25 protein-coding genes are annotated in these 24,467 nt (G+C 59.6%); 12 read left to right on the top strand and 13 right to left on the bottom strand.

The window, feature by feature from the left end:
* Positions 1-483, bottom strand: coding sequence for a GAF domain-containing protein (locus tag BT204_RS21005; protein ID WP_054897893.1), 483 nt, complete (start codon positions 481-483; stop codon positions 1-3).
* Positions 480-1,370 (bottom strand): ATP-binding protein, encoded by an 891-nt coding sequence (locus tag BT204_RS21010; RefSeq protein WP_072448162.1) that lies wholly within the window; start codon positions 1,368-1,370, stop codon positions 480-482. The genes BT204_RS21005 and BT204_RS21010 overlap by 4 nt, the downstream gene beginning before the upstream one ends.
* Positions 1,371-1,533: 163 nt before the next feature.
* Here BT204_RS21010 and BT204_RS21015 point away from each other — a divergent pair, with 163 nt between their 5' ends.
* Positions 1,534-3,843, top strand: coding sequence for a hybrid sensor histidine kinase/response regulator (locus BT204_RS21015; protein ID WP_072448164.1), 2,310 nt, complete (start codon positions 1,534-1,536; stop codon positions 3,841-3,843).
* A gap of 21 nt (positions 3,844-3,864) precedes the next feature.
* Here BT204_RS21015 and BT204_RS21020 read toward each other — a convergent pair whose 3' ends face one another.
* Positions 3,865-4,350 (bottom strand): glutathione peroxidase, encoded by a 486-nt coding sequence (locus BT204_RS21020; protein WP_034127155.1) that lies wholly within the window; start codon positions 4,348-4,350, stop codon positions 3,865-3,867.
* 150 nt (positions 4,351-4,500) lie between these two features.
* The gene (gene msrB, locus BT204_RS21025; protein WP_034127154.1) at positions 4,501-4,893 is read right to left on the bottom strand and encodes a peptide-methionine (R)-S-oxide reductase MsrB; all 393 of its coding nucleotides are present in this window, start codon (positions 4,891-4,893) and stop codon (positions 4,501-4,503) included.
* A 202-nt stretch (positions 4,894-5,095) separates the two neighbouring features.
* Between msrB and BT204_RS21030 the strand changes: the two genes are divergently transcribed.
* On the top strand, positions 5,096-6,307 hold the full coding sequence (locus BT204_RS21030; protein WP_044273990.1) for a pyridoxal phosphate-dependent aminotransferase: 1,212 nt from the start codon (positions 5,096-5,098) through the stop codon (positions 6,305-6,307).
* A 304-nt stretch (positions 6,308-6,611) separates the two neighbouring features.
* Positions 6,612-7,499 carry a protease HtpX gene (gene htpX / locus BT204_RS21035; protein ID WP_003189904.1) on the top strand — a complete coding sequence of 296 codons (888 nt, stop codon included), beginning with the start codon at positions 6,612-6,614 and terminating at the stop codon, positions 7,497-7,499.
* A gap of 85 nt (positions 7,500-7,584) precedes the next feature.
* Here the strand turns inward: htpX and BT204_RS21040 are convergent, their stop codons facing one another.
* A complete protein-coding gene (locus tag BT204_RS21040) occupies positions 7,585-8,241 on the bottom strand; it encodes a thiopurine S-methyltransferase (protein ID WP_072448166.1) in 657 nt (218 codons plus the stop codon).
* 103 nt (positions 8,242-8,344) lie between these two features.
* On the opposite strand from BT204_RS21040, the gene BT204_RS21045 reads away from it, so the two are divergent.
* Entirely contained in the window at positions 8,345-9,112 is a 768-nt protein-coding gene (locus BT204_RS21045; RefSeq protein WP_072448168.1) for a DODA-type extradiol aromatic ring-opening family dioxygenase, read from the top strand.
* Positions 9,113-9,244: 132 nt separating this feature from the next.
* Here the strand turns inward: BT204_RS21045 and BT204_RS21050 are convergent, their stop codons facing one another.
* Entirely contained in the window at positions 9,245-10,918 is a 1,674-nt protein-coding gene (locus BT204_RS21050; protein WP_014717677.1) for a DEAD/DEAH box helicase, read from the bottom strand.
* 423 nt (positions 10,919-11,341) lie between these two features.
* Here BT204_RS21050 and BT204_RS21055 point away from each other — a divergent pair, with 423 nt between their 5' ends.
* Positions 11,342-12,133, top strand: a complete 792-nt coding sequence (locus tag BT204_RS21055; protein WP_072448170.1) for a crotonase/enoyl-CoA hydratase family protein — start codon at positions 11,342-11,344, stop codon at positions 12,131-12,133.
* 127 nt (positions 12,134-12,260) lie between these two features.
* On the opposite strand, the gene BT204_RS21060 is transcribed toward BT204_RS21055, so the two are convergent.
* Positions 12,261-13,016, bottom strand: a complete 756-nt coding sequence (locus BT204_RS21060; RefSeq protein ID WP_034127149.1) for a spermidine synthase — start codon at positions 13,014-13,016, stop codon at positions 12,261-12,263.
* 123 nt (positions 13,017-13,139) lie between these two features.
* Between BT204_RS21060 and BT204_RS21065 the strand changes: the two genes are divergently transcribed.
* Positions 13,140-14,486: a class II 3-deoxy-7-phosphoheptulonate synthase gene (locus BT204_RS21065; RefSeq protein WP_054897897.1), complete on the top strand. Its 1,347-nt coding sequence runs from the start codon at positions 13,140-13,142 to the stop codon at positions 14,484-14,486.
* A 96-nt stretch (positions 14,487-14,582) separates the two neighbouring features.
* On the opposite strand, the gene BT204_RS21070 is transcribed toward BT204_RS21065, so the two are convergent.
* On the bottom strand, positions 14,583-15,812 hold the full coding sequence (locus tag BT204_RS21070; RefSeq protein ID WP_072448172.1) for a winged helix-turn-helix domain-containing protein: 1,230 nt from the start codon (positions 15,810-15,812) through the stop codon (positions 14,583-14,585).
* A gap of 45 nt (positions 15,813-15,857) precedes the next feature.
* Entirely contained in the window at positions 15,858-16,064 is a 207-nt protein-coding gene (locus BT204_RS21075) for a DUF1127 domain-containing protein (RefSeq protein ID WP_054920152.1), read from the bottom strand.
* A 70-nt stretch (positions 16,065-16,134) separates the two neighbouring features.
* Here BT204_RS21075 and BT204_RS21080 point away from each other — a divergent pair, with 70 nt between their 5' ends.
* Positions 16,135-17,016: a LysR family transcriptional regulator gene (locus tag BT204_RS21080; RefSeq protein ID WP_072448173.1), complete on the top strand. Its 882-nt coding sequence runs from the start codon at positions 16,135-16,137 to the stop codon at positions 17,014-17,016.
* Here the strand turns inward: BT204_RS21080 and BT204_RS21085 are convergent.
* The gene (locus tag BT204_RS21085; protein ID WP_034127144.1) at positions 17,006-17,755 is read right to left on the bottom strand and encodes a sulfite exporter TauE/SafE family protein; all 750 of its coding nucleotides are present in this window, start codon (positions 17,753-17,755) and stop codon (positions 17,006-17,008) included. The genes BT204_RS21080 and BT204_RS21085 overlap by 11 nt on opposite strands.
* 108 nt (positions 17,756-17,863) lie before the next feature.
* On the opposite strand from BT204_RS21085, the gene BT204_RS21090 reads away from it, so the two are divergent.
* The 3 genes from BT204_RS21090 (at position 17,864) to BT204_RS21100 (ending at position 20,456) form a co-directional block, all read left to right on the top strand.
* Positions 17,864-18,814, top strand: coding sequence for a LysR family transcriptional regulator (locus BT204_RS21090; RefSeq protein WP_072448175.1), 951 nt, complete (start codon positions 17,864-17,866; stop codon positions 18,812-18,814).
* Positions 18,815-18,895: 81 nt separating this feature from the next.
* Positions 18,896-19,348, top strand: coding sequence for a MarR family winged helix-turn-helix transcriptional regulator (locus BT204_RS21095; RefSeq protein ID WP_034127142.1), 453 nt, complete (start codon positions 18,896-18,898; stop codon positions 19,346-19,348).
* Between the two features lie 688 nt (positions 19,349-20,036).
* Positions 20,037-20,456 carry an organic hydroperoxide resistance protein gene (locus BT204_RS21100; protein WP_034126737.1) on the top strand — a complete coding sequence of 140 codons (420 nt, stop codon included), beginning with the start codon at positions 20,037-20,039 and terminating at the stop codon, positions 20,454-20,456.
* 65 nt (positions 20,457-20,521) lie between these two features.
* On the opposite strand, the gene BT204_RS21105 is transcribed toward BT204_RS21100, so the two are convergent.
* Together BT204_RS21105 and earP are read right to left on the bottom strand one after the other, a co-directional pair.
* The gene (locus BT204_RS21105) at positions 20,522-21,094 is read right to left on the bottom strand and encodes an elongation factor P (RefSeq protein ID WP_032892737.1); all 573 of its coding nucleotides are present in this window, start codon (positions 21,092-21,094) and stop codon (positions 20,522-20,524) included.
* Positions 21,095-21,143: 49 nt separating this feature from the next.
* Complete coding sequence (earP, locus tag BT204_RS21110; protein WP_072448178.1) at positions 21,144-22,277, bottom strand: elongation factor P maturation arginine rhamnosyltransferase EarP; 1,134 nt, start codon at positions 22,275-22,277, stop codon at positions 21,144-21,146.
* Between the two features lie 132 nt (positions 22,278-22,409).
* Between earP and BT204_RS21115 the strand changes: the two genes are divergently transcribed.
* Both BT204_RS21115 and BT204_RS21120 read left to right on the top strand, forming a co-directional pair.
* Positions 22,410-22,778: a hypothetical protein gene (locus tag BT204_RS21115; protein ID WP_054920156.1), complete on the top strand. Its 369-nt coding sequence runs from the start codon at positions 22,410-22,412 to the stop codon at positions 22,776-22,778.
* A 14-nt stretch (positions 22,779-22,792) separates the two neighbouring features.
* Positions 22,793-23,275 (top strand): GreA/GreB family elongation factor, encoded by a 483-nt coding sequence (locus BT204_RS21120; protein WP_060765069.1) that lies wholly within the window; start codon positions 22,793-22,795, stop codon positions 23,273-23,275.
* Between the two features lie 125 nt (positions 23,276-23,400).
* Here BT204_RS21120 and cysB read toward each other — a convergent pair whose 3' ends face one another.
* Positions 23,401-24,375 carry an HTH-type transcriptional regulator CysB gene (gene cysB, locus BT204_RS21125; RefSeq protein ID WP_003189876.1) on the bottom strand — a complete coding sequence of 325 codons (975 nt, stop codon included), beginning with the start codon at positions 24,373-24,375 and terminating at the stop codon, positions 23,401-23,403.
* Between the last annotated feature and the right edge of the window lie 92 nt (positions 24,376-24,467).

Below are 24,467 nucleotides of genomic sequence, written 5' to 3' on the forward strand. Positions count from 1 at the left end.
TCAGCAGTCGGTCAACTGCAGGAAAATCTCCGCCAGCCGCTCAATCCCCTCCTGGTCCTGAGGGGTAAAGCGGCCCAGCAATGGGCTGTCGAGGTCAAGGACACCAATCAGTTGGCCGTCCTTGACCAATGGCACCACCAATTCACTGTTCGAAGCGCTGTCGCAGGCGATATGGCCTGGGAACGCGTGCACGTCCTCCACGCGCTGGGTTTTCCGTGAGGCCGCAGCCGCACCACACACGCCGCGACCAAACGGAATGCGCACACAGGCGATCTGCCCCTGAAAGGGCCCAAGCACCAGCTCTTCGTTACGATTGAGATAAAAGCCAGCCCAGTTCAAGTCATCCAACTGGTTGAACAGGAACGCGGAAAACTGCGCACTGTTGGCAATAAAATCGCGCTCATCAGCCAGCAATGACTCCAGTTGCGCGCAGAGCATGGCATAGCCATCAAGGCCGCTGCCGGCCTGTTGTAAATCGATCATGGTTGACGTTCCAGCAATTTAAGACCCACCCAGTAACGGGCGAATTGATAGGCGCACCGGCCATTGCGGTTGCCGCGCCCAGTGGCCCAACGCACCGCGAGAACGTCAAGCTGCTCATCGCGTTGCCACTGCAAGCCGGCCTTGCTGGCCAACTCACCGATCCAGTGTTCCACCACATCCAGAAAATGCTCCTGGGTAAAGGGGTAGAACGACAACCACAAGCCAAAACGATCCGACAAGGCAATCTTGTCTTCAACCGCCTCGCTCGGGTGCAATTCGCCGTCCACGCGTTTCCAGTTGTCATTGTCGCTCTGGTTTTCCGGCACAAGGTGGCGACGGTTGGACGTGGCGTACAGCAGCACGTTTTCCGGCGCCTGTTCCAGGGAACCATCCAGCACGCTCTTGAGCACGCGATAGTCACCTTCGCCGGCCTCGAACGATAGGTCATCGCAAAACAAAATGAAGCGTTGTGGTAGCTTGACCAGTTGCTCGACCACCCGCGGCAGGTCAGCCAGGTGGTCACGCTCGATCTCGATAAGACGCAGGCCGGCGTTGGCGTGCTGGGCGAGCAAGGCCCGGACCATGGAAGACTTGCCGGTGCCACGCGAACCCCATAACAGAGCGTGGTTGGCGGGTAACCCATCAAGGAACTGTTGGGTGTTGCGCGCCAGTTGTTCACGTTGTTTGTCGACACCAATCAGGTCCGACAGGCGCATGTCCAGGCTCACTTCCAACGCTAACAGGAAGCCATTGCGACCTTCGCGCTGCCAGCGGGCGGCCAGGCATTGGTGCCAGTCGATCGCCTGGCGTGGGGCGGGTAACAACGGTTCCAGGCGAGCCAGCACCGCATCGGCGCGCTCAAGAAAGGCATTCAATCGAGAATCCACAGCTATTCCTCTGGCAACTTCTTGCAAAAGATGGCGTATTGGCAACCCTGCGGCAAACTGTAGGGCTGCATCAAACAAACGATTCATGCCGGGCGAGCCAAAGCTTGTGGATGTTCAGCTATGCTTGCCGGGCGAAGGGAAACGCTAAGTGGTTCAACACTCGATGGATATCAAGTTCGCCCACCGCTTGTCTTATAAACAAGCCAGATTGACTGTGCTGGTCGGTTTCGTCTTGGGAACCCTGCTCAGTCTGATCCAAATCGGCATTGATTATGCCAGTGAAGACGCATCCATCAACCGTGAAATACGCTCACTGATTGAAATCAGCCATAACCCGGCGTCAAGAATCGCCTACAACATCGATGCCGAACTCGCCCAGGAACTGACCTTGGGCCTGCTGCACTCCCCCGCCATCATCCGCGCGCAGTTGATCGACAACAATGGCGTGGTGCTGGCCGACGTCAACCGTCCGCGCAAGGAAAGCAACTATCGGCCGGTCAGCGATTTTCTGTTTGGTGCCAATCGCCAATTCGAAGACCGACTGTTTCTCAGCCATATGCCCAACGACTCCCTTGGTGTGCTACGCCTGGACGTCGATACTTATGCCTTTGGCAGCCGTTTCCTGCATCGCGCCGAGATCACTCTGCTCAACGGCTTCGCCCGCAGCCTGCTGCTCACCGGGATTTTGCTCGGCCTGTTCTACGTAATGCTCACCCAACCGCTGGTGCGCATTATCCGCGAGCTGAGCACACGCAAACAGGCGCGCCTGGATTGCCCACCGGGCCATGAATACGATGAAATCGGCGTGCTGGTCAGCGTCGCCAACCAACAATTCGAAAACATGGAAACCGAGATCCAGCAACGGCGCCATGCCGAAGATCGCCTCACGGAGTATTTGGGGCAACTGGAAAATATCGTTTCTGCGCGCACCCTCGAACTCAAGGCCAGCAACCAACGCTTGAGCCAGTCCAACGATGAGCTGGAGGCGGCGAAAATGACTGCGCTGGGCATGGCTCAGGCACGGGCAGCATTCCTGGCCAATATGAGCCATGAAATTCGTACGCCGCTCAATGGGTTGCTGGGCATGATTGCCCTCTCACTGGATAGCCCGCTGACCGCCGAACAGCGCCAGCAACTGTCCATTGCCCATGACTCAGGCAAAGTGCTGGTGGAGTTGCTCAACGATATTCTTGACCTGTCCAAGTTCGACGCCGGCCAGCTGGAACTGGAGCATATCCCGTTCGACCTGGGCTCATTGGTGGAAGATACCGCCAACCTGCTCTCGCAAAATGCCGCTCCGAGCGTGGAGCTGACCTGCCTGATCGACCCGCAATTTCCCGCCCAGGTGGTCGGCGACCCTACCCGTGTGCGGCAGATCGTCAGCAACTTGCTCTCCAACGCCTTGAAGTTCACCCGCTTTGGCCGCGTCGATGTGCGCCTGCGCGCCTTGGAAGGTCGGGTCAGCATTGAAGTGTGCGATACCGGCATTGGCATCGCCCAGGAAGCCCAGGTGAAAATCTTCCAGCCGTTCACCCAGGCCGGCGCTGGCATTACCCGCCAGTTTGGCGGGACGGGATTGGGCCTGGCGTTGACTCATAACCTGTGCGAAGCCATGCAAGGCCGCTTGAGTATCAGCTCGGAGGTGGGCTTTGGCAGCCAGTTCTGCGCCGACCTCCCACTGCCCGCGCATTTGCCTGCCATGCGCTATGCACCGCTCACGGGCGAGGTGATCGCCATCACCAACGCCGGCGGCGGGCTGACGGAGCTGCTCACCACGCTATTGCCCTCTTGGGGGCTGACACCGCGCTGCTATTCCCAGGACGATGATTTGAGCGGGCTGGCGCCCGACCTGTTGATCACCGACTGCCCTGAATGCTTGTTCCGCTTGCGCCCGGGCATCAGCGCGCCGATTCTGCTGGTTACCGCCTATGGTAACTTTTTGCCCAGCGAAGAAGTCACGGCCCTGGCGCCGCTGCAGCAACAAGCGCGCCCATTGAGCCGCAACGCGCTGTACCAGATCCTGCAACGCAACCTGCGCAGCGGCGCGCAACTGGTGCTCGACCCGGTCCAGATAGAAACCGCTCCGCTTGCGCACCGCGGGCGCATCCTGCTGGTGGAGGACAACGCGGTCAATCAACTGGTGGCCAAGGGCATGCTCAGCAAGCTCGGGTGTGAGGTGATCGTAGCGGCCCATGGTGGCGAAGCCCTCAAGCTTCTGGAGGACCAGCGCTTCGATTTGGTGCTGATGGACTGCAACATGCCGGTGATGGATGGCTATGAGGCCAGCCGACAAATTCGCCGGAGCGGGCGTTGGCCGGACTTGCCCATTGTTGCCTTGACCGCCAACGCGATGGCCGAAGAACGCGAGCGTTGCCGGGCCGCTGGAATGAACGATTACCTGGCCAAGCCGTTTCGCCGTGAAGAACTCAACGCCTTACTGGAACTGTGGGTACCGAAGACAACCAGCCTCTGATGGGTACCCGCAATATTGCGGTCATTTGAGCAGGGCTTCGATCTCCTGGGTCAAGTCCTGGGGCTTGGTGGTTGGCGCAAAACGCTTGACCTGCTTGCCATCACGGCCAATGAGAAACTTGGTGAAGTTCCACTTGATGTTCTTGGAACCCAGCAGCCCCGGGGCCTGTTTTTTCAACTGCACAAACAACGGGTGGGCATCGCTGCCATTGACGTCGATTTTCTTGAACAGCGGAAAACTGACGCCGAAGTTCAGCTCGCAGAACTCGGATATCGCGCCTTCATTGCCGGGTTCCTGCTTGCCGAACTGGTTGCAGGGAAAGCCGAGCACCACCAGGCCCTGGTCCTTGTATTGCTGCCAAAGTTGCTCGAGGCCCTTGTACTGCGGTGTGAAGCCGCATTTGCTCGCGGTGTTGACCACCAGAATGGCCTTGCCGGCAAAGTCGGCCAAGGTCTTTTGCTCACCCTTGATAGTTGTGCAAGGGATGCTCAGCAGGGAGTCGCTCATGGCAATGCCTCAAGTCAGGGAAAGAAGAGCCTTATTTGTAGGAGCGAGCTTGCTCGCGAAAAACTATCAGACGCCGCGTTCATTCAGGAAACCCGCCGTATCGTTGACGTTTTTCGCGAGCAAGCTCGCTCCTACAGGGACCATGCAAGCCTAGCGCGGCACCAGCTCCAGGCATACCGAATTGATGCAGTAGCGCAGGCCCGTCGGCGGTGGGCCGTCCGGGAACACATGCCCCAAGTGTGCATCACACTTGGCGCAGGTGACTTCGGTGCGAATCATGCCGTGGCTGACATCGCGGATCTCGACCATCGCGCTGTCGGCGATCGGCTCATAGAAACTGGGCCAGCCACAGCCGGAATCAAACTTCGCCTTGGAATCGAACAGCGGCTCGTTGCAGCAGATGCAGTGGTAGACGCCGTCGGTCTTGGTGGCGTTGTACTTGCCGCTGAACGGTCGCTCGGTACCCTTGAGACGGCACACGTTGTACTGCTCCGGATCGAGCATCGCCTTCCATTCATCTACAGTTTTCTGCAACTTATCCATCGGTACACCTCGGCAACTGAAAAACCCTGATCTGTGTCTTTTCCATGGATCAGGCGGCACGTATGATTGCGCCTCTTCAAAACGCCAGTCTGGCACCCGCGCCATCGGCATTCAAACGTATTTATGGGTGCGGGCCGTGCAGGCTTCACCCTACGGTAGTGCCTACGCCGTCGGGATCGTTCATTTTCAGGATCACATCGCCATGCAGGTCAGCAAATCGAACAAGCTCGCCAACGTCTGCTATGACATTCGCGGCCCGGTGCTCAAGCACGCCAAACGCCTGGAAGAGGAAGGCCATCGCATCCTCAAGCTGAACATTGGCAACCCGGCGCCGTTTGGTTTCGAAGCGCCGGACGAAATCCTTCAGGATGTGATCCGCAACCTGCCGACCGCCCAGGGTTACAGCGACTCCAAGGGCCTGTTCAGCGCGCGCAAGGCGGTGATGCAGTACTACCAGCAGAAGCAGGTCGAAGGCGTCGGCATCGAGGACATCTACCTGGGCAACGGCGTGTCCGAGCTGATCGTGATGTCCATGCAGGCGTTGCTCAACAATGGCGATGAAGTCCTGGTGCCAGCCCCGGATTACCCGCTGTGGACCGCCGCCGTGACCTTGGCGGGCGGCCACCCGGTGCATTACCTGTGTGATGAGGGCGCCGACTGGTTCCCGGACCTGGCCGACATCAAAGCCAAGATCACGCCCAACACCAAGGCCCTGGTGATCATCAACCCGAACAACCCCACTGGCGCCGTGTACTCCAGGGAAGTATTGCTGGGCATGCTGGAACTGGCGCGTCAGCACAACCTGGTGGTGTTCTCCGACGAGATCTACGACAAGATCCTCTACGATGACGCCGTGCATATCTGCACCGCCTCCCTGGCCCCGGACCTGCTGTGCCTGACCTTCAATGGCCTGTCCAAGTCCTACCGCGTGGCGGGTTTCCGCTCCGGCTGGATCGCCATCTCCGGCCCCAAGCACAATGCGCAAAGCTACATCGAAGGCATCGACATGCTGGCCAACATGCGCCTGTGCGCCAACGTACCGAGCCAGCATGCGATCCAGACCGCCCTCGGCGGCTACCAGAGCATCAACGACCTGATCCTGCCCCAAGGTCGCCTGCTGGAGCAACGTAACCGCACTTGGGAGCTGCTCAACGCTATCCCCGGCGTGAGCTGCGTGAAGCCCATGGGCGCGCTTTACGCGTTCCCGCGGATCGACCCGAAAGTCTGCCCGATCCTCAACGACGAGAAGTTCGTGCTCGACCTGCTGCTGTCAGAAAAACTGCTGGTCGTGCAAGGTACCGCCTTCAACTGGCCATGGCCGGATCACTTCCGCGTGGTGACATTGCCACGTGTGGATGACCTGGAGATGGCGATTGGTCGCATCGGTAACTTCCTGAAGTCCTATCGCCAGTAAGGCAATTGACGCTGTACGACTCTCAAAGGGTCGTACAGCGATTATCTGGCAACACTTCTGTGTCACTTACTTGCGGTTGTACTTCATTTGGCCCCTGCCTATGACGTGCCCCCTATAATCACGGGGCGACAGGGTAGCATCGGGTCGAGCAAGGCTGACAATACAGGTCGGAAAATCCCTTCAAGGCCCTACGCCAACGGTGTAGGACACAGTTTGAAATAGTCCCCCGGTTGAATCACCCCATGCCGCACCTTATATACCCCGCAGTGAGCGACATATTAAGCATGAGGAGAATTCTACAACCATGATGCGCATCCTGCTGTTCTTGGCCACTAACCTGGCAGTCGTACTGATTGCCAGCGTCACCCTGAGCCTTTTTGGCTTCAACGGGTTCATGGCGGCCAATGGGGTTGATCTGAACCTCAATCAGCTGCTGATTTTCTGTGCAGTCTTTGGTTTTGCCGGTTCGCTGTTCTCGCTGTTCATCTCCAAGTGGATGGCAAAGATGAGCACCAGCACCCAGATCATCACGCAACCACGCACTCGCCATGAACAATGGCTGATGCAAACCGTGGAGCAGTTGTCTCAAGAAGCAGGCATCAAAATGCCCGAAGTCGGGATTTTCCCGGCTTATGAGGCCAACGCCTTTGCGACCGGCTGGAACAAGAACGACGCGCTGGTGGCCGTGAGCCAGGGCCTGCTGGAGCGGTTTTCGCCCGACGAAGTCAAGGCGGTGCTGGCCCACGAGATCGGGCACGTGGCCAACGGTGACATGGTCACCCTGGCGCTGGTACAGGGCGTGGTGAACACCTTCGTGATGTTCTTTGCGCGGATCATCGGCAACTTCGTCGACAAGGTCATCTTCAAGAACGAAGAAGGCCGTGGTATTGCCTACTTCGTGGCGACCATTTTCGCCGAGCTGGTCCTGGGCTTCCTGGCCAGCGCCATCGTGATGTGGTTCTCGCGCAAACGCGAGTTCCGCGCAGATGAAGCCGGCGCACGCCTGGCGGGCACCAGCGCAATGATCGGCGCGCTGCAACGCTTGCGCTCCGAACAGGGCCTGCCGGTGCATATGCCCGACAGCCTGACCGCCTTCGGCATCAACGGCGGCATCAAGCAGGGCCTGGCTCGCCTGTTCATGAGCCACCCGCCGCTGGAAGAGCGGATTGACGCACTGCGTCGCCGGGGCTGATAGCCGGATGACTCGACAAGGGGCGATCTGATCGCCCCTTTTTTGTGCCTGCTGATTTCATCGCTCCTACAAAAGAAAAGGCCTTTTAGAGCCTGGTCAGCCGATAAGCACGCTCTTCAAGGCGAGTCACTCCGTCCTGCACGAACTTCCAGCTCTCCCCCAGGATGTCTCGCTCCTCCAGCCGCTCCAACGCCCAATGCGGTGCTAGCAGCACCTGCACTTCCTCGTCCGAGACAGCAAAGGGTGGGCCGGCTTTCTGCGCCTGGTGGTAATCGAGGGTAACCAGCAACCCCTGGCAGCCGGACGGCAGCAAGGCATTCAAATGCTCGGCGTATTGCGCACGCATCAGCGGAGGCAATGCAATCAACGCGGCACGATCATATACGCCGCGGCAACCGACCAGCGCCTGCGCATCCAGGCTGAAGAAATCGCCACACCACAGTTCGATCTGGCCCGCCTGGTAGACCTTGAAGACGCCCTTATGACTGACGTGCGGCACCAGCCCCTGCTCGCTGAAGAACGCCTCAACCGCGTGCTCCGACAGCTCGACGCCCATTACCGGGTACCCCTGGCTCTCGAGCCATACCAAGTCCAGGCTTTTGCCACACAACGGTACCAGCACCTTTGCCCCCTCGGGCAACCCCAGCACGGGCCAGTGCCGTTGCAAATAGGGATTGACCTCGCGCTGATGGAAGCCGATCTGATTGCTCGCCCAGCGGTCCTGCCAAAATTCAGGCTGCATGAATCACTCCGAAAATTCGATCAAAAGGCGTTAAAACTTATATTAGATTTAGATCGATGATCTGATTGAAGATGACTCCATCTTAACCCTCAGGACCCTGCTCATGCTCCCCAGCCTGTTTATCTCCCACGGCTCGCCCATGCTGGCCTTGCAACCCGGTGCCAGCGGTCCTGCGCTGCAGCGCCTGGCTGCCGAACTGCCACGGCCCAAAGCCATTGTGGTGGTGTCGGCGCATTGGGAAAGCCCGGACCTGCTGGTCAGCGGCAGTGCTGCCCCCGAAACCTGGCACGACTTCGGTGGCTTTCCGCGCGAGCTGTTTGCGGTGCAATACCCCGCGCCGGGTGACCCGCAGTTGGCCAGTGAGATCGTCGAACTGCTGCACGCCGACGGCCTGGCTGCACGTATTGACGAGCAACGCCCCTTCGACCACGGCACCTGGGTCCCGCTGTCGCTGATGTACCCGGCAGCGGACATCCCGGTGGTACAAGTGTCCTTGCCCAGCCGCCTGGGCCCGGCTTTGCAGACTCAAGTCGGGCATGCACTCGCGAGCCTGCGCGAACAGGGTGTGCTGCTGATCGGCTCCGGCAGCATCACCCACAACCTGGGCGAACTGGATTGGCGCGCCGGGCCGGAGACGATCACACCGTGGGCCCGGGAATTTCGTGACTGGGTGGTCGACAGACTCGCGGCCAATGACGACGCCGCCTTGCATGACTATCGCCGCCAGGCGCCACATGCCGTGCGCAGCCATCCCAGCGATGAACATTTGCTGCCGCTGTACTTTGCGCGGGGTGCGGGCGCAGATTTCAGCGTGGCGCACCAAGGCTTCACACTGGGTGCCTTGGGCATGGATATCTATCGCTTTGGCTGAAACCGTTATACCTGTGGGAGCTGGCTTGCCTGCTCTCACAGTTGATCGCGTCGGAGCCTAAAACATGAGGCGAAAAAAATCCCCGAACCAGTCGGGGATTTTTTATGTGCGATCAATCAGCCCAAGGGCGGATCAATCTTCGCGGTAGCGACGCAGCTTGAGCTGCTTACCGGCAACGCGAGTGTCTTTGAGCTTGGCCAGCAGTTTTTCCAGGCCGTCTTCCGGCAACTCCACCAGGGAGAAGCTGTCACGCACCTGGATGCGACCGATGGCTTCACGTGCCAGGCCACCCTCGTTGAGGATAGCGCCCAGCAGGTTCTTGGCAGCGATACCATCACGCGCACCCAGCGCGGTACGGCAACGAGCACGGCCTTCAGCCAATGGCACTGGAGCACGACGCTCACGGTCGCCACGGTCTGGACGGTCACCGGAACGCTCTGGACGATCACCGCGTGGCGCGCTGTTCGGAACCAGTGGACGTTCTTTTTCGATGGCTGCCAGGGTCAGAGCCTGACCATTGGTAGCTTTGCGCAGCAGGGCTGCAGCCAGGGCACGCGGGGTGCAACCGATATCGGCGGTCAGGCGGTCCAGCAGGTCGCCGTGGGTCGATTCAGCGTCAGCCACCAGTGGCGCCAGGCTGTTGGTCAGTTTCTTGATGCGCGCATCGAGAACGGCCTGGGCATCCGGCAGGCGGACTTCGGCAACTTTCTGGCCGGTAACACGCTCGATCACTTGCAGCATGCGGCGCTCACGTGGAGTCACCAGCAGCAATGCACGACCTTCGCGACCGGCACGGCCAGTACGGCCGATACGGTGAACGTAGGACTCTGGATCGTAAGGCATGTCAACGTTGAACACGTGGGTGATGCGTGGAACGTCGAGGCCACGGGCAGCAACGTCGGTCGCCACAACGATGTCCAGACGGCCATCCTTGAGGGAGTCGATCACGCGCTCACGCTGGTTCTGGGCAATGTCACCGTTCAGCGCAGCGGCTTTGTAGCCTTTGGCTTCCAGGGCGCTGGCCAGGTCCAGGGTCGCTTGCTTGGTGCGCACGAACATGATCAGGGCGTCGAAGTCTTCGACTTCCAGCAGGCTCAATACAGCCGAGGTCTTCTGGTCAGCGTGAACCAACAGGTGAGCCTGTTCGATCGCGGTAACGGTCTGGGTCTTGGTCTGGATCTTCACGTGCTCCGGATCGCGCAGATGGCGTTCGGCAATGGCACGGATGGACTGCGGCAGGGTAGCCGAGAACAGTACGGTCTGACGGGTCGCTGGCAGCGCCTTGAAGATGACTTCCAGGTCATCCATGAAGCCCAGCTTCAACATTTCGTCAGCTTCGTCCAGAACCAGGTGGTTCACGGTCGACAGGACTTTTTCGTCACGACGCAGGTGGTCGCACAGACGGCCCGGAGTGGCGACAACGATCTGTGCGCCATTACGGATTGCCTTGAGTTGTGGGCCCATAGGCGCGCCGCCGTAAACGGCCACAACAGTTACACCCGGCATTTGCTTGGCGTAGGTTTCAAAGGCGGTTGCTACTTGCAGCGCCAACTCACGGGTTGGCGCCAGGATCAGGGCTTGCGGCTCGCGCTTGGCAGGATCGATGCAATGCAGAATAGGCAGGGCGAACGCGGCGGTTTTACCGGTACCGGTTTGCGCCTGGCCAATCATGTCCTTACCGGCCATGATGATCGGGATCGATTGCTGCTGAATCGCCGAAGGTTCTTCGTAGCCGGTCGCTGCGACGGCTGCAAGAATATTCGGGTTAAGATTAAAAGCGGCGAAGCCGCCGGTTTCCTGGGTCATGGGTCTGCCTCTAAGTGCATCCGCAAAGACCCATGCTCCAAAGCTGCGCATGCCGTGTTGAGACTCAAGAGTCGCCCTGGCTGCTTTGTCGGCGGGGATTTGCGAAAACGAATGAATGAAAAAGATTCGTCAAGGAAGAGTCCGCTGTGCGGACGTGCAGCCGAAGCTGACTTCGGGGAATTGCGCTACCTAAACGCGGCCCGGTTAAAGGCCGGCGCGCACTATACCGGAAATAGCTGAAAAAGGGAGCTTTTTTTATCGCCAGGCGCCGATAAACCGCACTGGGTCACGCGCTTTGCAGATCCATGCGCCAGGGTCTATTTTTCAAAGGCCCGGCCCTGTTGGTTATCGAGCTTAAACGGTTCACCCACCCATTGAGACCCTTTGGTCTGAAACCTCACCTGCGCCCCGAGGGCACACCCGATGAATCAAGCCAGCAGTAGCCGTGTCAGCCGCGCACTTGAGGGCCATGTTCTATTGCTAGGCCTGGACCGCGTGGCCAAGCGCAACGCCTTTGACCTGGATTTGCTCAATGAACTGAGCCTGGCCTATGGCGAATTTGATCGAAACGATGACGCACGGGTGGCCGTGGTGTTTGCCCATGGCGATCACTTCACCGCAGGACTGGACCTGGCCAATGTCAGCGGCGTAATGGCCGGCGGCTGGCAACCGCCGCTGGGAGGGTGCGACCCGTGGGGGGTGTTTGCCGGCCCGCGCGTGAGCAAGCCGGTGATCGTCGCCGCCCAAGGTTACTGCCTGACCATTGGTATCGAGTTGATGCTGGCGGCGGATATCAACCTCTGCGCCAGCAATACCCGCTTCGCCCAGATGGAGGTGCAACGCGGCATCTTTCCGTTTGGCGGCGCGACATTGCGCTTTCATCAGATTGCCGGCTGGGGCAATGCGATGCGTTGGCTGCTCACCGGCGACGAATTCGACGCCCATGAGGCCCTGCGCCTGGGGTTGGTGCAGGAAGTGATAGCCAGTGAAGACCTGTTGCCCCGTGCCATTGAATTGGCCAACCGCATTGCCCGCCAGGCGCCGCTGGGTGTGCAGGCAACGTTGATGTCGGCACGCCTGGCGCGCATGGAGGGTGAGGCCGTCGCAGCCGCCGCGCTGCCGCCCATGGTGGATAAACTGCTCAACAGTGAGGACGCCAAGGAGGGTGTTCGGGCGATGGTCGAGAAGCGGCCCGGGGTGTTCAAGGGGATTTGAACAAACTGAATTAGCCGTCGCCAGTGAGAGCCTCTTCGCGGGTAAGCCCGCTCCCACAGGGGATTGCATTTCAACACAGAGTGCAACTCGACTGTGGGCTTGCCCGCGAAAGCGTCCGAACTGACAACTAAGTTGCTGGCCGAATCGCCTTGATCAACGGCTGCAACGAATACCCCAATCGCGGCGCCAAGGCTTCGGCGCGGGCTGACAGCGCATCCAGGTCCAGCACCTGATCCAGCTCCGAAGGCACCAATAGAATCACATTGCCCTCCTTCACCGGCAGCTCCCAGTAATGCCGGTGGTACAACCCACGCAGCAACGCCGCCCCCAGCGGCTTGCCGTCATCGGTGGCCCACTGGTTGATCACCAGCCAGCCGCCGGGGTTGAGTTTCTTCTGACAGTTTTCCAGGAAGGTCCAGGCCAGATGCCCCACGCCCGGGCCGACATCGGTGTAGAGGTCGACGAAAATCAAATCGGCCGATTCAGCACTGTCGAGCAATTGCAGCGCGTCACCAATGCGGATGTACAAGCGCGGATCGTCATCCAGCCCCAGATATTCAATCGCCAGGCGCGGCACATCGGGGCGCAGCTCAATGGCTTCGACATCCTCCAGCGCCAGGAACTTGAGGCATGCCTGGGTCAACGTGCCCGCGCCCAGGCCGAGGAACAACGCACTTTCCGGCTGTTCATGGCACAACGCGCCGATCAGCATCGCGCGGGTGTAGTCGTACTCCAGCCAGCTCGGGTCAGCAGTGAACACACAGCTTTGCTCGATGGCGTCGCCAAATTCGAGAAAGCGGTAATCAGCCACTTCAAGCACACGGATCATGCCGAATTCATCATGGACTTCGGCCAGCAGGCGCTCGACACGCTCCTCGCTCATCACTACTCCTAAAGGGTTTACCGCACGACAAAGGCGCGATTGTCGGCCAAGCGGCAACCACAGGTCACGCACTAATTGCTGCTAACATTGACGCCCTAACATCCACCTGCAAACGAGTTCATGATGAGCCACCCCTGGAGTCCCGATAGCTGGCGAGCCCTGCCGATCCAGCAGCAACCCCGATACCCGGACGCCGCGCACTTGGAGCAAGTGGAGCAGAGCCTGGCGAGCTACCCGCCCCTGGTGTTTGCCGGCGAAGCCCGCGAATTGCGCCGTCAGTTTGCCGAAGTGACCCAGGGTCGTGCCTTCCTGCTGCAAGGTGGCGATTGCGCCGAGAGCTTCGCCGAGTTTTCCGCCGCGAAGATCCGCGACACCTTCAAGGTGCTGCTGCAGATGGCCATTGTCATGACCTTCGCGGCCGGTTGCCCGGTGGTGAAAGTCGGGCGCATGGCCGGCCAGTTCGCCAAGCCACGTTCGGCCAACGATGAAACCATCGACGGCATCACCCTGCCCGCCTACCGTGGCGATATCGTCAACGGCATCGGCTTCGACGAAAAAAGCCGCGTGCCAGACCCGGACCGCCTGTTGCAGTCCTACCACCAGTCCACCGCCACCCTCAACCTGCTGCGCGCCTTTGCCCAGGGCGGTTTTGCCGACCTGCACCAAGTGCACAAGTGGAACCTGGATTTCATCGCCAACTCCGCCCTCGCCGAAAAGTACAGCCAACTGGCCGACCGCATCGACGAAACCCTGGCCTTCATGCGCGCCTGTGGCATGGACAGCTCGCCGCAATTGCGCGAAACCAGCTTTTTCACCGCCCACGAAGCGTTACTGCTCAACTATGAACAAGCCTTCGTGCGCCGCGACAGCCTGACCAACGATTACTACGACTGCTCGGCGCATATGCTGTGGATCGGCGACCGTACCCGTCAATTGGACGGCGCCCATGTCGAGTTTCTGCGCGGGGTGAACAACCCGATCGGCGTGAAAGTCGGACCGAGCATGAACCCGGAGGACCTGATCCGCCTGATCGACATCCTCAACCCGGATAACGACCCTGGCCGCCTCAACCTCATTGCCCGTATGGGTGCAGGCAAGGTCGGCGACCATTTGCCCAACCTGATCCGTGCCGTGCAGCGCGAGGGCAAGCAGGTGCTGTGGAGTTGCGACCCAATGCACGGCAATACCATCAAGGCCAGCAGTGGCTACAAGACCCGCGACTTTGCGCAGATCCTTGGCGAAGTGAAGGATTTCTTCCAGGTGCACCAGGCAGAAGGCAGCTATGCCGGCGGGATCCATATCGAGATGACCGGGCAGAACGTCACCGAATGCATCGGCGGCGCACGACCGATCACCGAAGATGGCCTGTCAGACCGCTACCACACCCATTGCGACCCACGGATGAATGCCGATCAGTCGCTGGAGTTGGCGTTCCTGATTGCCGAGACCTTGAAACAGGTAAAGCGCTGACGTTTTATCGACGGGGATGACGCCATCGCGGGCAAGCCCGGCTCCCACAGAAAAACGCGTTCAAATGTGGGAGCCGGGCTTGCCCGCGATAGAGCCTTAAAGGCTGACATCCCGGTTCAGCATCGCAGCCCTCAACCGGGCAGCACTGGGCCGCTGGCAATTGAGCTGGATCTGTTCCAGCCCTAGCCAGTCGGCCATCTTTCGCAGGTTCAAGGCCAGCGCCAACATACCTTCCTCATCCAGCCCAGGTTCTTCCTCGTGCACGGCATGCACGGCCAGGCGCTCATGGGCACGCTCGGCCCGCAGGTCGACGCGTGCGGCAATGCGTTCGTTGTGGAGAAACGGCAGGACGTAATAGCCGTACACGCGTCTTTCTTGCGGCGTGTAGATCTCCAGGCGATAGCGAAAGTCGAACAAGCGCTCGGTGCGGCTGCGCTCCCATATCAGCGAATCGAACGGCGACAACAATGCACTGGCCGGCACGTTGCGCGGCAGTTTGGGCGCCGCCAGGCAATACGCTGGTTGTTTCCAGCCCCGCACCTGGCACGCCAGCAGTTGCCCATCCTCAACCAGCTCGGCCAAGCGGTTGCGGCTGTCGGCGGGGTCGAGGCGAAAATAATCGCGCAGGTCTTTTTCAGTGGCGACACCCAATGCAGTCGCACTGTGCAACAGCAAGCCACGCTGCGCTTCACCTTCACTCATGGAGACCCTGAGCACCTCTGCGGGAATAACACGCTCGGGCAGATCATAAAGCCGCTCAAACCCTCGACGACCGGCAACCGTGACCAGGCCAGCGGCGAAGAGCCATTCCAGCGCGTGCTTTTCATCACTCCAATCCCACCAGGGACCGGCACGCTCCTCGCGGGTCGACAAGCTACCCGCCCCCACGGCGCCCTGCTGTTCGACGGTGCGCAACACGCGCTGGATCGTCGCCTGCTGTTCACGGCCAAAACGTGCCATCTGCGAATAGATCCCCTGCCCTTGCCGGGCGCGCTCCATACGCCAACCCATCAGCGGGTACAGCGCCAAGGGCAGCAGCGACGCCTCATGCCCCCGGTATTCAAACAGAGAACGCCGCCGCCCCAGGCTCCAGGCCGCCTGCTCAAGAATCGATGGGGAATAAGAACCAAGGCGGGAAAACACGGGCAGGTAGTGGGAACGCACCAGCGCATTGACCGAGTCGATCTGTAAAACGCCCAGGCGCTCGATCAAGCGGTTGAGGTGCGTGGCCTTTATCTGTGCAGGCGCCTGGCGCCCGGAAAACCCCTGGGCAGCCAGCGCCATGCGTCGAGCTTGCTTGAGTGAAATACACAGGTCGGCGGGCATGGCGATCTCCATTGAGGCTCGCGCCCTACCCTACTGCATCCGGGCTTATTTTCGCAGCGGGTCTTCCCAGAAATGCCGATGGCTTTCCTGCGCGACGTCGGCGCGATTGAGCCCGATGTCCTTGAGTGCGTCATCGCTCAGGGTCGCCAGCATCTGCCGCTCCTGATGCAACAGCTGCCAACGCGCGAATGTGTGAAAAAGCCCAGCAAACAGCCAGTTATCCGTCGATATGAAACCTTTTTGACCTTTCATCTTCTCGCCCTCCAGTGGGGATGACGACAGTGTGTGCCTGGCATTATGATCAATCCAACGAATGTTTCTTATGCATTACATCTCGGAGATTGATCAATTGTCCGCCTATCCCAGCATCGACACAGACGTGCTGCGCACCTTCGTCGCCATTGCCGACCAGGGCGGTTTCACCCGTGCCGGCGAGACGGTCAATCGCACTCAATCGGCGGTCAGCATGCAGATGAAGCGTCTGGAAGAAGACGTGTTGCAGCGCAAACTGTTCGAGCGCGATGGCCGGCAGGTACGGCTCACACCCGAAGGCCAGGTGCTGCTGGGTTATGCGCGGCGCATCCTGAAATTGCACAGTGAAGTGTTCAATACCCTGCGCGAGCCGCATATGGTGGGATTGGTGCGCATCGGCACGCCGGATGACTATGTGATGCGCTTTCTGCCAGGGATCCTGAAACAGTTCTCCAAAGCCTACCCACTGATTCAAATCGAAATGCACTGCGAAGCATCGACCGTATTGATGCAACGGCGGGACTTGGCGCTGACCGTGATCAGCCGCGAGCCCGGCAATGATCTGGGTGAGTTGTTGCGTACCGAACGCATGGTATGGGCAGCATCACCGTGCTTTTGTGTGGAGGAGCACGATGCCCTGCCTCTGGCGGTGTCCGGCGACGAGTGCCTGTACACCCATTGGGCACGTGCGGCATTGGACGCGGCCGGGCGAGATTATCGCCTGGCCTATCACAGCTCTAACGGAGCAGCGATCCTGGCGGTGGTGAGTGCGGGCCTGGCGGCGATGGTCAGCATGGAAAGCCTGGTCACCGACGACCTGCGAGTGCTCGGCAGCGACGAAGGCTTCCCGACTTTGCCGTCGATGAACCTGCGCTTGCTGCGTAACCCGCAGATGACCTCGCCGATCACCGAGTGCCTGGCGGACTACATCGTCGAAGGCTTCAAACTTTAAAGGTAAGCATCACCGCGCACACCACCAAAAAGCCACAGAACAGGCCGCGCAACAGGCGCTCCGGCAAGGCATGAGCCACTTTCACGCCCCAACTGATACTCAGCAGGCCACCCACCGCCAGCGGTAGGCCGATCATCCAGTCCACCTCGTGGTGCCAGGCATAGGTGACCAGGGTCACACCGGTACTGGGCAACGCCAAGGCCAACGACAACCCTTGGGCAACCACTTGAGTAGTGCCGAACACACTGGTGAGTACCGGTGTGGCCACCACCGCGCCGCCGACCCCGAACAGCCCGCCCATGGAGCCGGATGCCGCGCCCAAGACGCCAAGCCAGGGCCAGGAATAACGCATTTGCGTGGTGGGCGGCGCGTTGCGGGTAAACATGCGCAGCAGGTTGTAGGCAGACAGCGCCACCAAGAACGCAATAAAACCAATGCGCATGGCGCCCGCATCCAGCCCCACCGCCCAGATCGATCCCAGCCAGGCAAAGCAAAAGCCGGTCACACCCAAGGGTAAGGCGTGACGCAACTCGATGCGGTTACGTTGGTGATAGCGCCACAGGGCGAGCATCACGTTCGGCACGACCATGACCAAAGCGGTGCCCTGGGCAATTTGCTGATCCAGCCCGAACAACACGCCGAGTACCGGGATAGCAATCAGCCCGCCGCCGATGCCAAACAGCCCACCCACGGTGCCCAACGCCGCACCCAATGCCAAGTACATCACTAGATCCCACACCGCTCGCTACTCCGCAATTCCAAGCTTTGCATGCTACGCAGTCGGCTCTGGCGCGGAAACGCACAGCAACGCACAATGGCTGTGCCAATCTCGCATAAGCGTCGAGCCATGAACCCCAACACCTTGACCGACCAACTCAGCCTGTTTCTGGATGTCCTGGAAGCCGGCAGTTTTTCCGCCGCCGCGCGCCGCCATCCGCTGACACCTTCCGCCGTGGCCCGGCGTATCGACAGCCTGGAGAACTCAGTGGGCAGCCGCCTGTTCCAACGCAGCACCCATGCAGTAGTGCCCACCTCGGCGGGCCTGGCCTTTGCCGAGCGGGCACGACGGATTGTCAGCGAGTTGCAGCTGGCGCGGGCTGAAGCGGTCTCGCTGAGCCATGCGCCGGAGGGGTTGATCCGGGTCGATGCGCCCGCAGCATTCGGCCGCCGACACCTGGCGCCGGTCATTGCGGACTTTTTGAACCTGTACCCAGGGCTGGACGTGCACCTGCACTTGATCGACAGCTTTGTCGATATGCAGGGCGCGCATCTGGGCAAGGTCGATCTGGTTCTGCGCGCTGGGCATATTGTCGATACCCGGCTGGTCGCTACGCCGTTGGCGAGCATTGTGCGTATCGCCTGCGCCAGCCCCGCGTACCTGAAAAGCCGTGGCACGCCGGCCCATCCTCGAGAGCTGAGCGAACATGATGGCCTGGACTGGGACGGGCTGGCGCCAATGTTCGCCTGGCGCTTCGAACTGGACGGGCGCCGCACCACCTATCGCCCCCGGCGCATCCGCATGAGCGCCAACAATGCCGAAGCCCTGCTTTCGGGTGCACTGGCCGGGCTGGGCATCGCTCATCTGCCGACCTGGTTGGCCAGTGAATACCTGGTACGCGGTGAGCTGTTGCCGCTGTTTTGTGAAGACGGTTTGCCGAGCCCGGAAACCGCCGGCATTTATGCGCTGCGCCTGGAGCAACAGCCCAATGCGCGCAGCCGATTGTTGCTTGAATATCTCAAATCCCGTTTCAGCCCGGTGCCGCCTTGGGATCTGGCATTGCAAAGTGGCTTGGTCTGACGCCTCCGGCAAAAATTACCTGGCGCATTAAAGATTTGCCCGCTAGATTCCAGCCCAGACATGCTTTTTCGAGACGCCACCATGAGCAAAAACCCTGATCCTTGCGAATCGCTGTTGCTGGACAACCAGCTGTGCTTCGCCCTGCACTCTACTTCATTGCTGATGACCAAGGTCTACAAGCCGCTGCTCCAAGCCATCGGCCTGACCTATCCGCAATACCTGGCCATGATGGTGCTGTGGGAAGAGGATGAATTGACCGTCAGCGAAATCAGCAGCCGCCTGCTGACGGACCCAGGCTCCATGACGCCACTGCTCAAGCGCCTGGAAGCCGAGGGCCTGCTCAGCCGTACCCGCAGCCGCGAAGATGAACGAGTGGTAGTCGTGGAACTGACCGACACCGGGCGCGCCTTGCAGGAGAAGGCCAAGGATGTTCCACAATGCATCCTGGGCGCCAGCGGGATGGCGCTGGAGCAATTGCGCAAGCTGCAAGGAGACCTGATCGCGTTGCGCGCCAATCTGCAAACCAGCCTCTGACGCAACGCACACCTAAAAAGTGGGAGCTGGTTTGCCTGCGATGGCCATAGGTATCTACACAACTTCGGCACGACGCTAAATCTGTGGCGAGGGAGCTTGCTCCCGTGACGGCCTGGCAGCCGACACAGATATAACTGATGCCCCGCGATCCAATGTGGGAGCTGGCTTGCCTGCGAAGACGGCCTGACAGTCAACACAGTTGGACCGTGTACATATCCATTCCTGCGGTAACGGCCACTTAGGGTTCCGCTTTTACAGCGGCTCACTTTTGAAAAGCCGGAATGCCGGCCCAGACAAAAGTAAGCAAAACGCTCTTGCCCCACCACTCGGCACCTCGCCCAGGCTCGGTGTGCCTGTAATCCGCCAGCGTGGTTTAACGGGGCGCCTAAGATCAAAAGCAGATCAAGATAAAGAGCGGCTCGCTTCGCATCGTGGTTACCGTTGAGCTAACAGAGTTATGTAGATACCTATGCTGGGATTGCGGTACATCAGTCAACAATGCATTGACTGACACACCGCAATCGCAGGCAAGCCAGCTCCCACTTTTTGCTCTGCGGTGCCCTCAATTTTTTCAATCAGCCAAAAAACTGAAAAATTAACTTGCGCACTAAACATTAGCGCTATACATTCACCTCACCAACTACTTAGCGCGCAAATGTTTAGCGCTAAACATACAGAGGAACGCCCCATGCAAACGCTCTATACCGCAGTAGCCACCGCCACTGGCGGCCGTGATGGTCGCGCCGTTTCCAGCGACAATATCCTCGACGTCAAACTGTCGACTCCCAAGGAGTTGGGTGGCGCCGGTGGCCAGGCCACTAACCCCGAGCAATTGTTTGCTGCCGGCTACTCCGCCTGCTTTATCGGCGCACTGAAATTCGTTGCCAGCCAGACCAAACGCAAAATCCCGGATGACGCTTCGATCACCGCCCACGTTGGCATCGGCCAGATCCCTGGCGGCTTCGGCCTGGATATCGACCTGCATGTCAGCCTGCCGGGCCTGGCCCAAGATGACGCGCAAAGCCTGGTCGACGCCGCGCACCAGGTCTGCCCGTACTCCAACGCCACCCGTGGCAACGTTGATGTGCGCTTGCATGTAACGGTCTGAAAAACAGACGCCCATGAAAAAGCCCGACTCAAAGTCGGGCTTTTTTCGTATCGCCGGGGCCAGAATTACTTCTTGGCGCGACCTTTGTACGAACCACCTTCACGGGTGTCGATCTCGATCATGTCGCCGATTTCGATGAAGTCTGCAACGCTCAGCTCGGTACCGTTCTTCAGTTTGGCAGGCTTCATCACCTTGCCGGAAGTGTCACCGCGAGCGGAACCTTCGGTGTAGTCAACCTGACGCACGATGGTGGTCGGCAGCTCTACGGAAACCAGGCGATCTTCGAAGAAGATAGCTTCGCAGACGTCTTCCATGCCTTCTTCGATGAACGGCAGAACGGCTTCGATATCTTCAGCGTTCAGCTCGTACATGGTGTAGTCGGTAGTGTCCATGAACGTGTAGGTGTCGCCGCTGATGAAGGACAGGGTCGCTTCTTTGCGGTCGAGGATTACGTCGTCCAGTTTGTCATCGGCGCTGTAGACGATCTCGGTCTTGTAACCGGTCAGCAGGTTCTTCAGCTTGGTCTTCATGATTGCGCTGTTACGACCAGACTTGGTGAACTCAGCTTTCTGAACCAGCCAAGGGTCGTTTTCGAGACGGATCACTGTACCGGGTTTCAGTTCTTTACCAGTTTTCATTGCGTATATCCGAAATTTGGATGGGATTGACAAAAATCAAGGTGGCGTATCATATCCAACTTTCATAAAACTGTACCAGCGCCGTCGCAAGATCAGCCTGCAAGCCTTGTTCCAGACACCACTTCTCAGCGTGCTGGGTGACCTCGGGCCAGTGTTCCAGCAGCATTTTCCAGGACTGTGCCATATCGCCATCAGCGTTCCAGGCTTGCCAGAGCGTGACGACGGCAGCCTTGGCGGCCGGTGAAAGTGCGGCAGTGTACAGTTCCAGGAAGGCATCGAGCTTGTCCAGGTGGATGTCTTCGTCCTGGCGGTAGATGTGCCATAGCATTGGCCTCCCCGCCCACTGGGCACGCACGAACGAGTCTTCGCCCCGTACGGCGTTGAATTCGCAGCACCATAGCAATCGGTCATATTGCTCCTGACGCACGAATGCAATGACCTGAACGGTCAGCGCGCCGCGCACCTGAGTGTCTCCCGCCGACAAACTGCTCACCCCCAGCCAGCGTTGCACATCCCCCAGAATGCGCCCTTCCGGCACCAGCAAGTGCGTCCCACGCCCATCGGCTGCCAGCACGTCCAGCCAACCGGGCAACCCGTCATTCTCATAGGCAAACAGCGACATCAAACGCGCGCCGGCCGTCGGAGCAACGCCCAGGCTTTGCAGGAACTGTTGCTGCGCGGCGGCGTCCTGTTGAAACGCCTGGCGTCGCTCCAACAAGCCGGCTTCACGCAACAGGCCGCCGGTGCCAGGGCGAAACCCGGGGAAGAAAAAGTATTTCTGCACGCCTTTGTACTTCACCGAAGGCAAGCGATGACAGCCCACCACCCAGTCTTCGGCGCTGAGGTAATCCAGGTTCATCCACAATGGCACACGCTCACGCTCGGCCATGCAGTCCATGTACTCAGGCGGTAGCTGGCAGGCGAACGCAGCAATCACCACATCGGCCGGGTGCGCGCCTGGCCATTCGGCCGGCCAGTGACGCACTTCGACGCCCTCTTGCCATTGCTGGCCCACCTGCACATCAATGTCCGGGCACATGCGTTCGAAGGCCCGCAGGTCATCGACCCACAAGCGCACGTCACAGCCATGCTCCACCACCAACTGCCGGGCCAGGCGCCAGGTCACGCCGATGTCGCCGTAGTTGTCGACGACACTGCAAAAAATATCCCAGCGGGCTTTCATTCCGGGCTCCATCGATCAAAGGTTCGATTGTCCGCATAAATGCGTGGATGCAGAAGGCTTGATCGCGATTATTCTGCACGGAGGCTGTGCGACAATCACCGTCATGCCGTCAATGCCTGCCAGGAAGCTCTTATGTCTGACCGTCCGTTATCGCTGCTCAAACTCTGCATCGCGATTGCCGCAGGCGTGTGGCTAGGGTTTATCGCCATTGCGCTGACCACCTGGCTGGCGTCTCGCTACCTGTTCCCCCAGAGCCTGGCGCCGGTGGCACAGGCGGTTCAGCAATTGGGCAAACCGGCGATGGTTGAGCCGCAGCCACCGAACCGTCTGTTCGAACAGTACCAACAAAACCTGCAAAAACAGGCACAACAACAGGCCCTGGACCAGGCCCGAAGCAACGCGCGTAACCTGTCCAACCCCAAATGCCAGTTCTGGCTGCAACAAGACCAGAACGCCCCCAATGAAAAGACGCGGGCCAATGTCCTGCAATTCTGCGATTGATGCCAAATACCGCCATGAATAAACACGCCGTGCTCCAGTTGATCCTGGAAAAGCTCACCGTCGACCTCGACATCGTCCAACGCGCCGCGCAGACCGCCTACGAAACCGCGACCCACGAAGAAAACATTGCCGAGAACAAATACGACACCCTCGGCCTGGAGGCTTCGTACCTGGCCACTGGGCAGGCTCGACGAGTGGAGGAGATCAAGCAATCGCTGGTGCTGTGCCAGCAACTGCAGCTACGTGCATACGATGATCGACGCGGGATAGAGATAGGCACGCTGGTGGGCCTGGAAGACGAGGACGGTCGCCAGCAATGGCTGTTCCTGGCGCCGGATGCGGCGGGTTTGAAAGTGGATGTGGTGGGGCAACCGGTGACGGTCATCACGCCACGCTCGCCCCTGGGCAAAGGCCTGCTGGGCAAGCGTATCGATGAAGAGGTAGAGATTCTGGTGGCCGGCGCTCGGCAGCACTATACGGTTACCGAGGCCAGATAACCTGCAGCCCTCTGTAGGAGCGAGCTTGCTCGCGAAGGAACGCAAGGGCGCTGCATTCTACCTGGCGCCCCGCGTTAACGTTGGCGATCTTCGCGAGCAAGCTCGCTCCTACAGGGTCATCGCGGTCAGTGGACGGGCAATTCAACGCCGTCGAACAACTCTTCCAGCTCTTGCTTGTTGTGGCACTGGATCGCCTTGGCCATTACTTCGCGGGTCAGGTGCGGTGCGAACTTCTCGATGAAGTCGCACATGAAGCCGCGCAGAAAGGTACCGCGGCGGAAACCGATCTTGGTCACGCTGGACTCGAACAGTTCGCTGGCATCCAGCACCACCAGGTCTTTGTCCAGGTTGGTGTCGACCGCCATCTTGGCGACGATTCCGACGCCCAGGCCCAGGCGCACATAGGTCTTGATCACGTCGGCATCGGCAGCGGTGAACACCACCTTGGGCGTGAGGCCGCGATGGCTGAACGCTTCGTCGAGCTTGGAACGGCCGGTAAAGCCGAACACGTAGGTCACGATCGGGTATTCAGCCAAGGCTTCCAGGGTCAGCTTCGGCAGCTTGGCCAAAGGGTGCCCCTGGGGCACAACCACGCAGCGGTTCCAACGGTAGCAGGGCATCATTACCAGGTCGCCGAACAATTCCAGGGCCTCGGTGGCGATGGCAAAATCGACGGTGCCGTCAGCGGCCATCTCGGCAATCTGCATCGGCGAACCCTGGTGCATGTGCAGCGCTACGTCCGGGTATTGCTTGATGAAATCACGGATCACCGGCGGCAATGCATAGCGCGCCTGGGTGTGAGTGGTGGCGATCGACAAGGTGCCTTTCTTCTCGTTGGAGAACTCCTGGGCGATCTGCTTGATGCTTTCGACTTTACGCAGGATCTCGCCGGCGGTGGTGATGATGCGCTCGCCAGCTGGAGTGACGCGGGTCAAGTGTTTGCCGCTGCGTGCGAAGACTTCGACGCCCAACTCGTCTTCGAGCAGGCGGATCTGCTTGCTGATACCAGGCTGCGAGGTATAGAGGCTTTGAGCGGTAGCGGAAACGTTGAGGTCGTGGTGCGCCACTTCCCAGATGTAGCGCAGTTGTTGAAGCTTCATATGAATCCCTCAAAGCAGATAGACGCCACGGGTATCAGCGACGGTATATAACTATATTAAAGGTTTGACGGATAAATCTAGAACTTTTTATC

The sequence above is a fragment of the Pseudomonas sp. NFPP02 genome (assembly GCF_900119355.1).
Taxonomy (GTDB): Bacteria; Pseudomonadota; Gammaproteobacteria; order Pseudomonadales; family Pseudomonadaceae; genus Aquipseudomonas; species Aquipseudomonas paracarnis.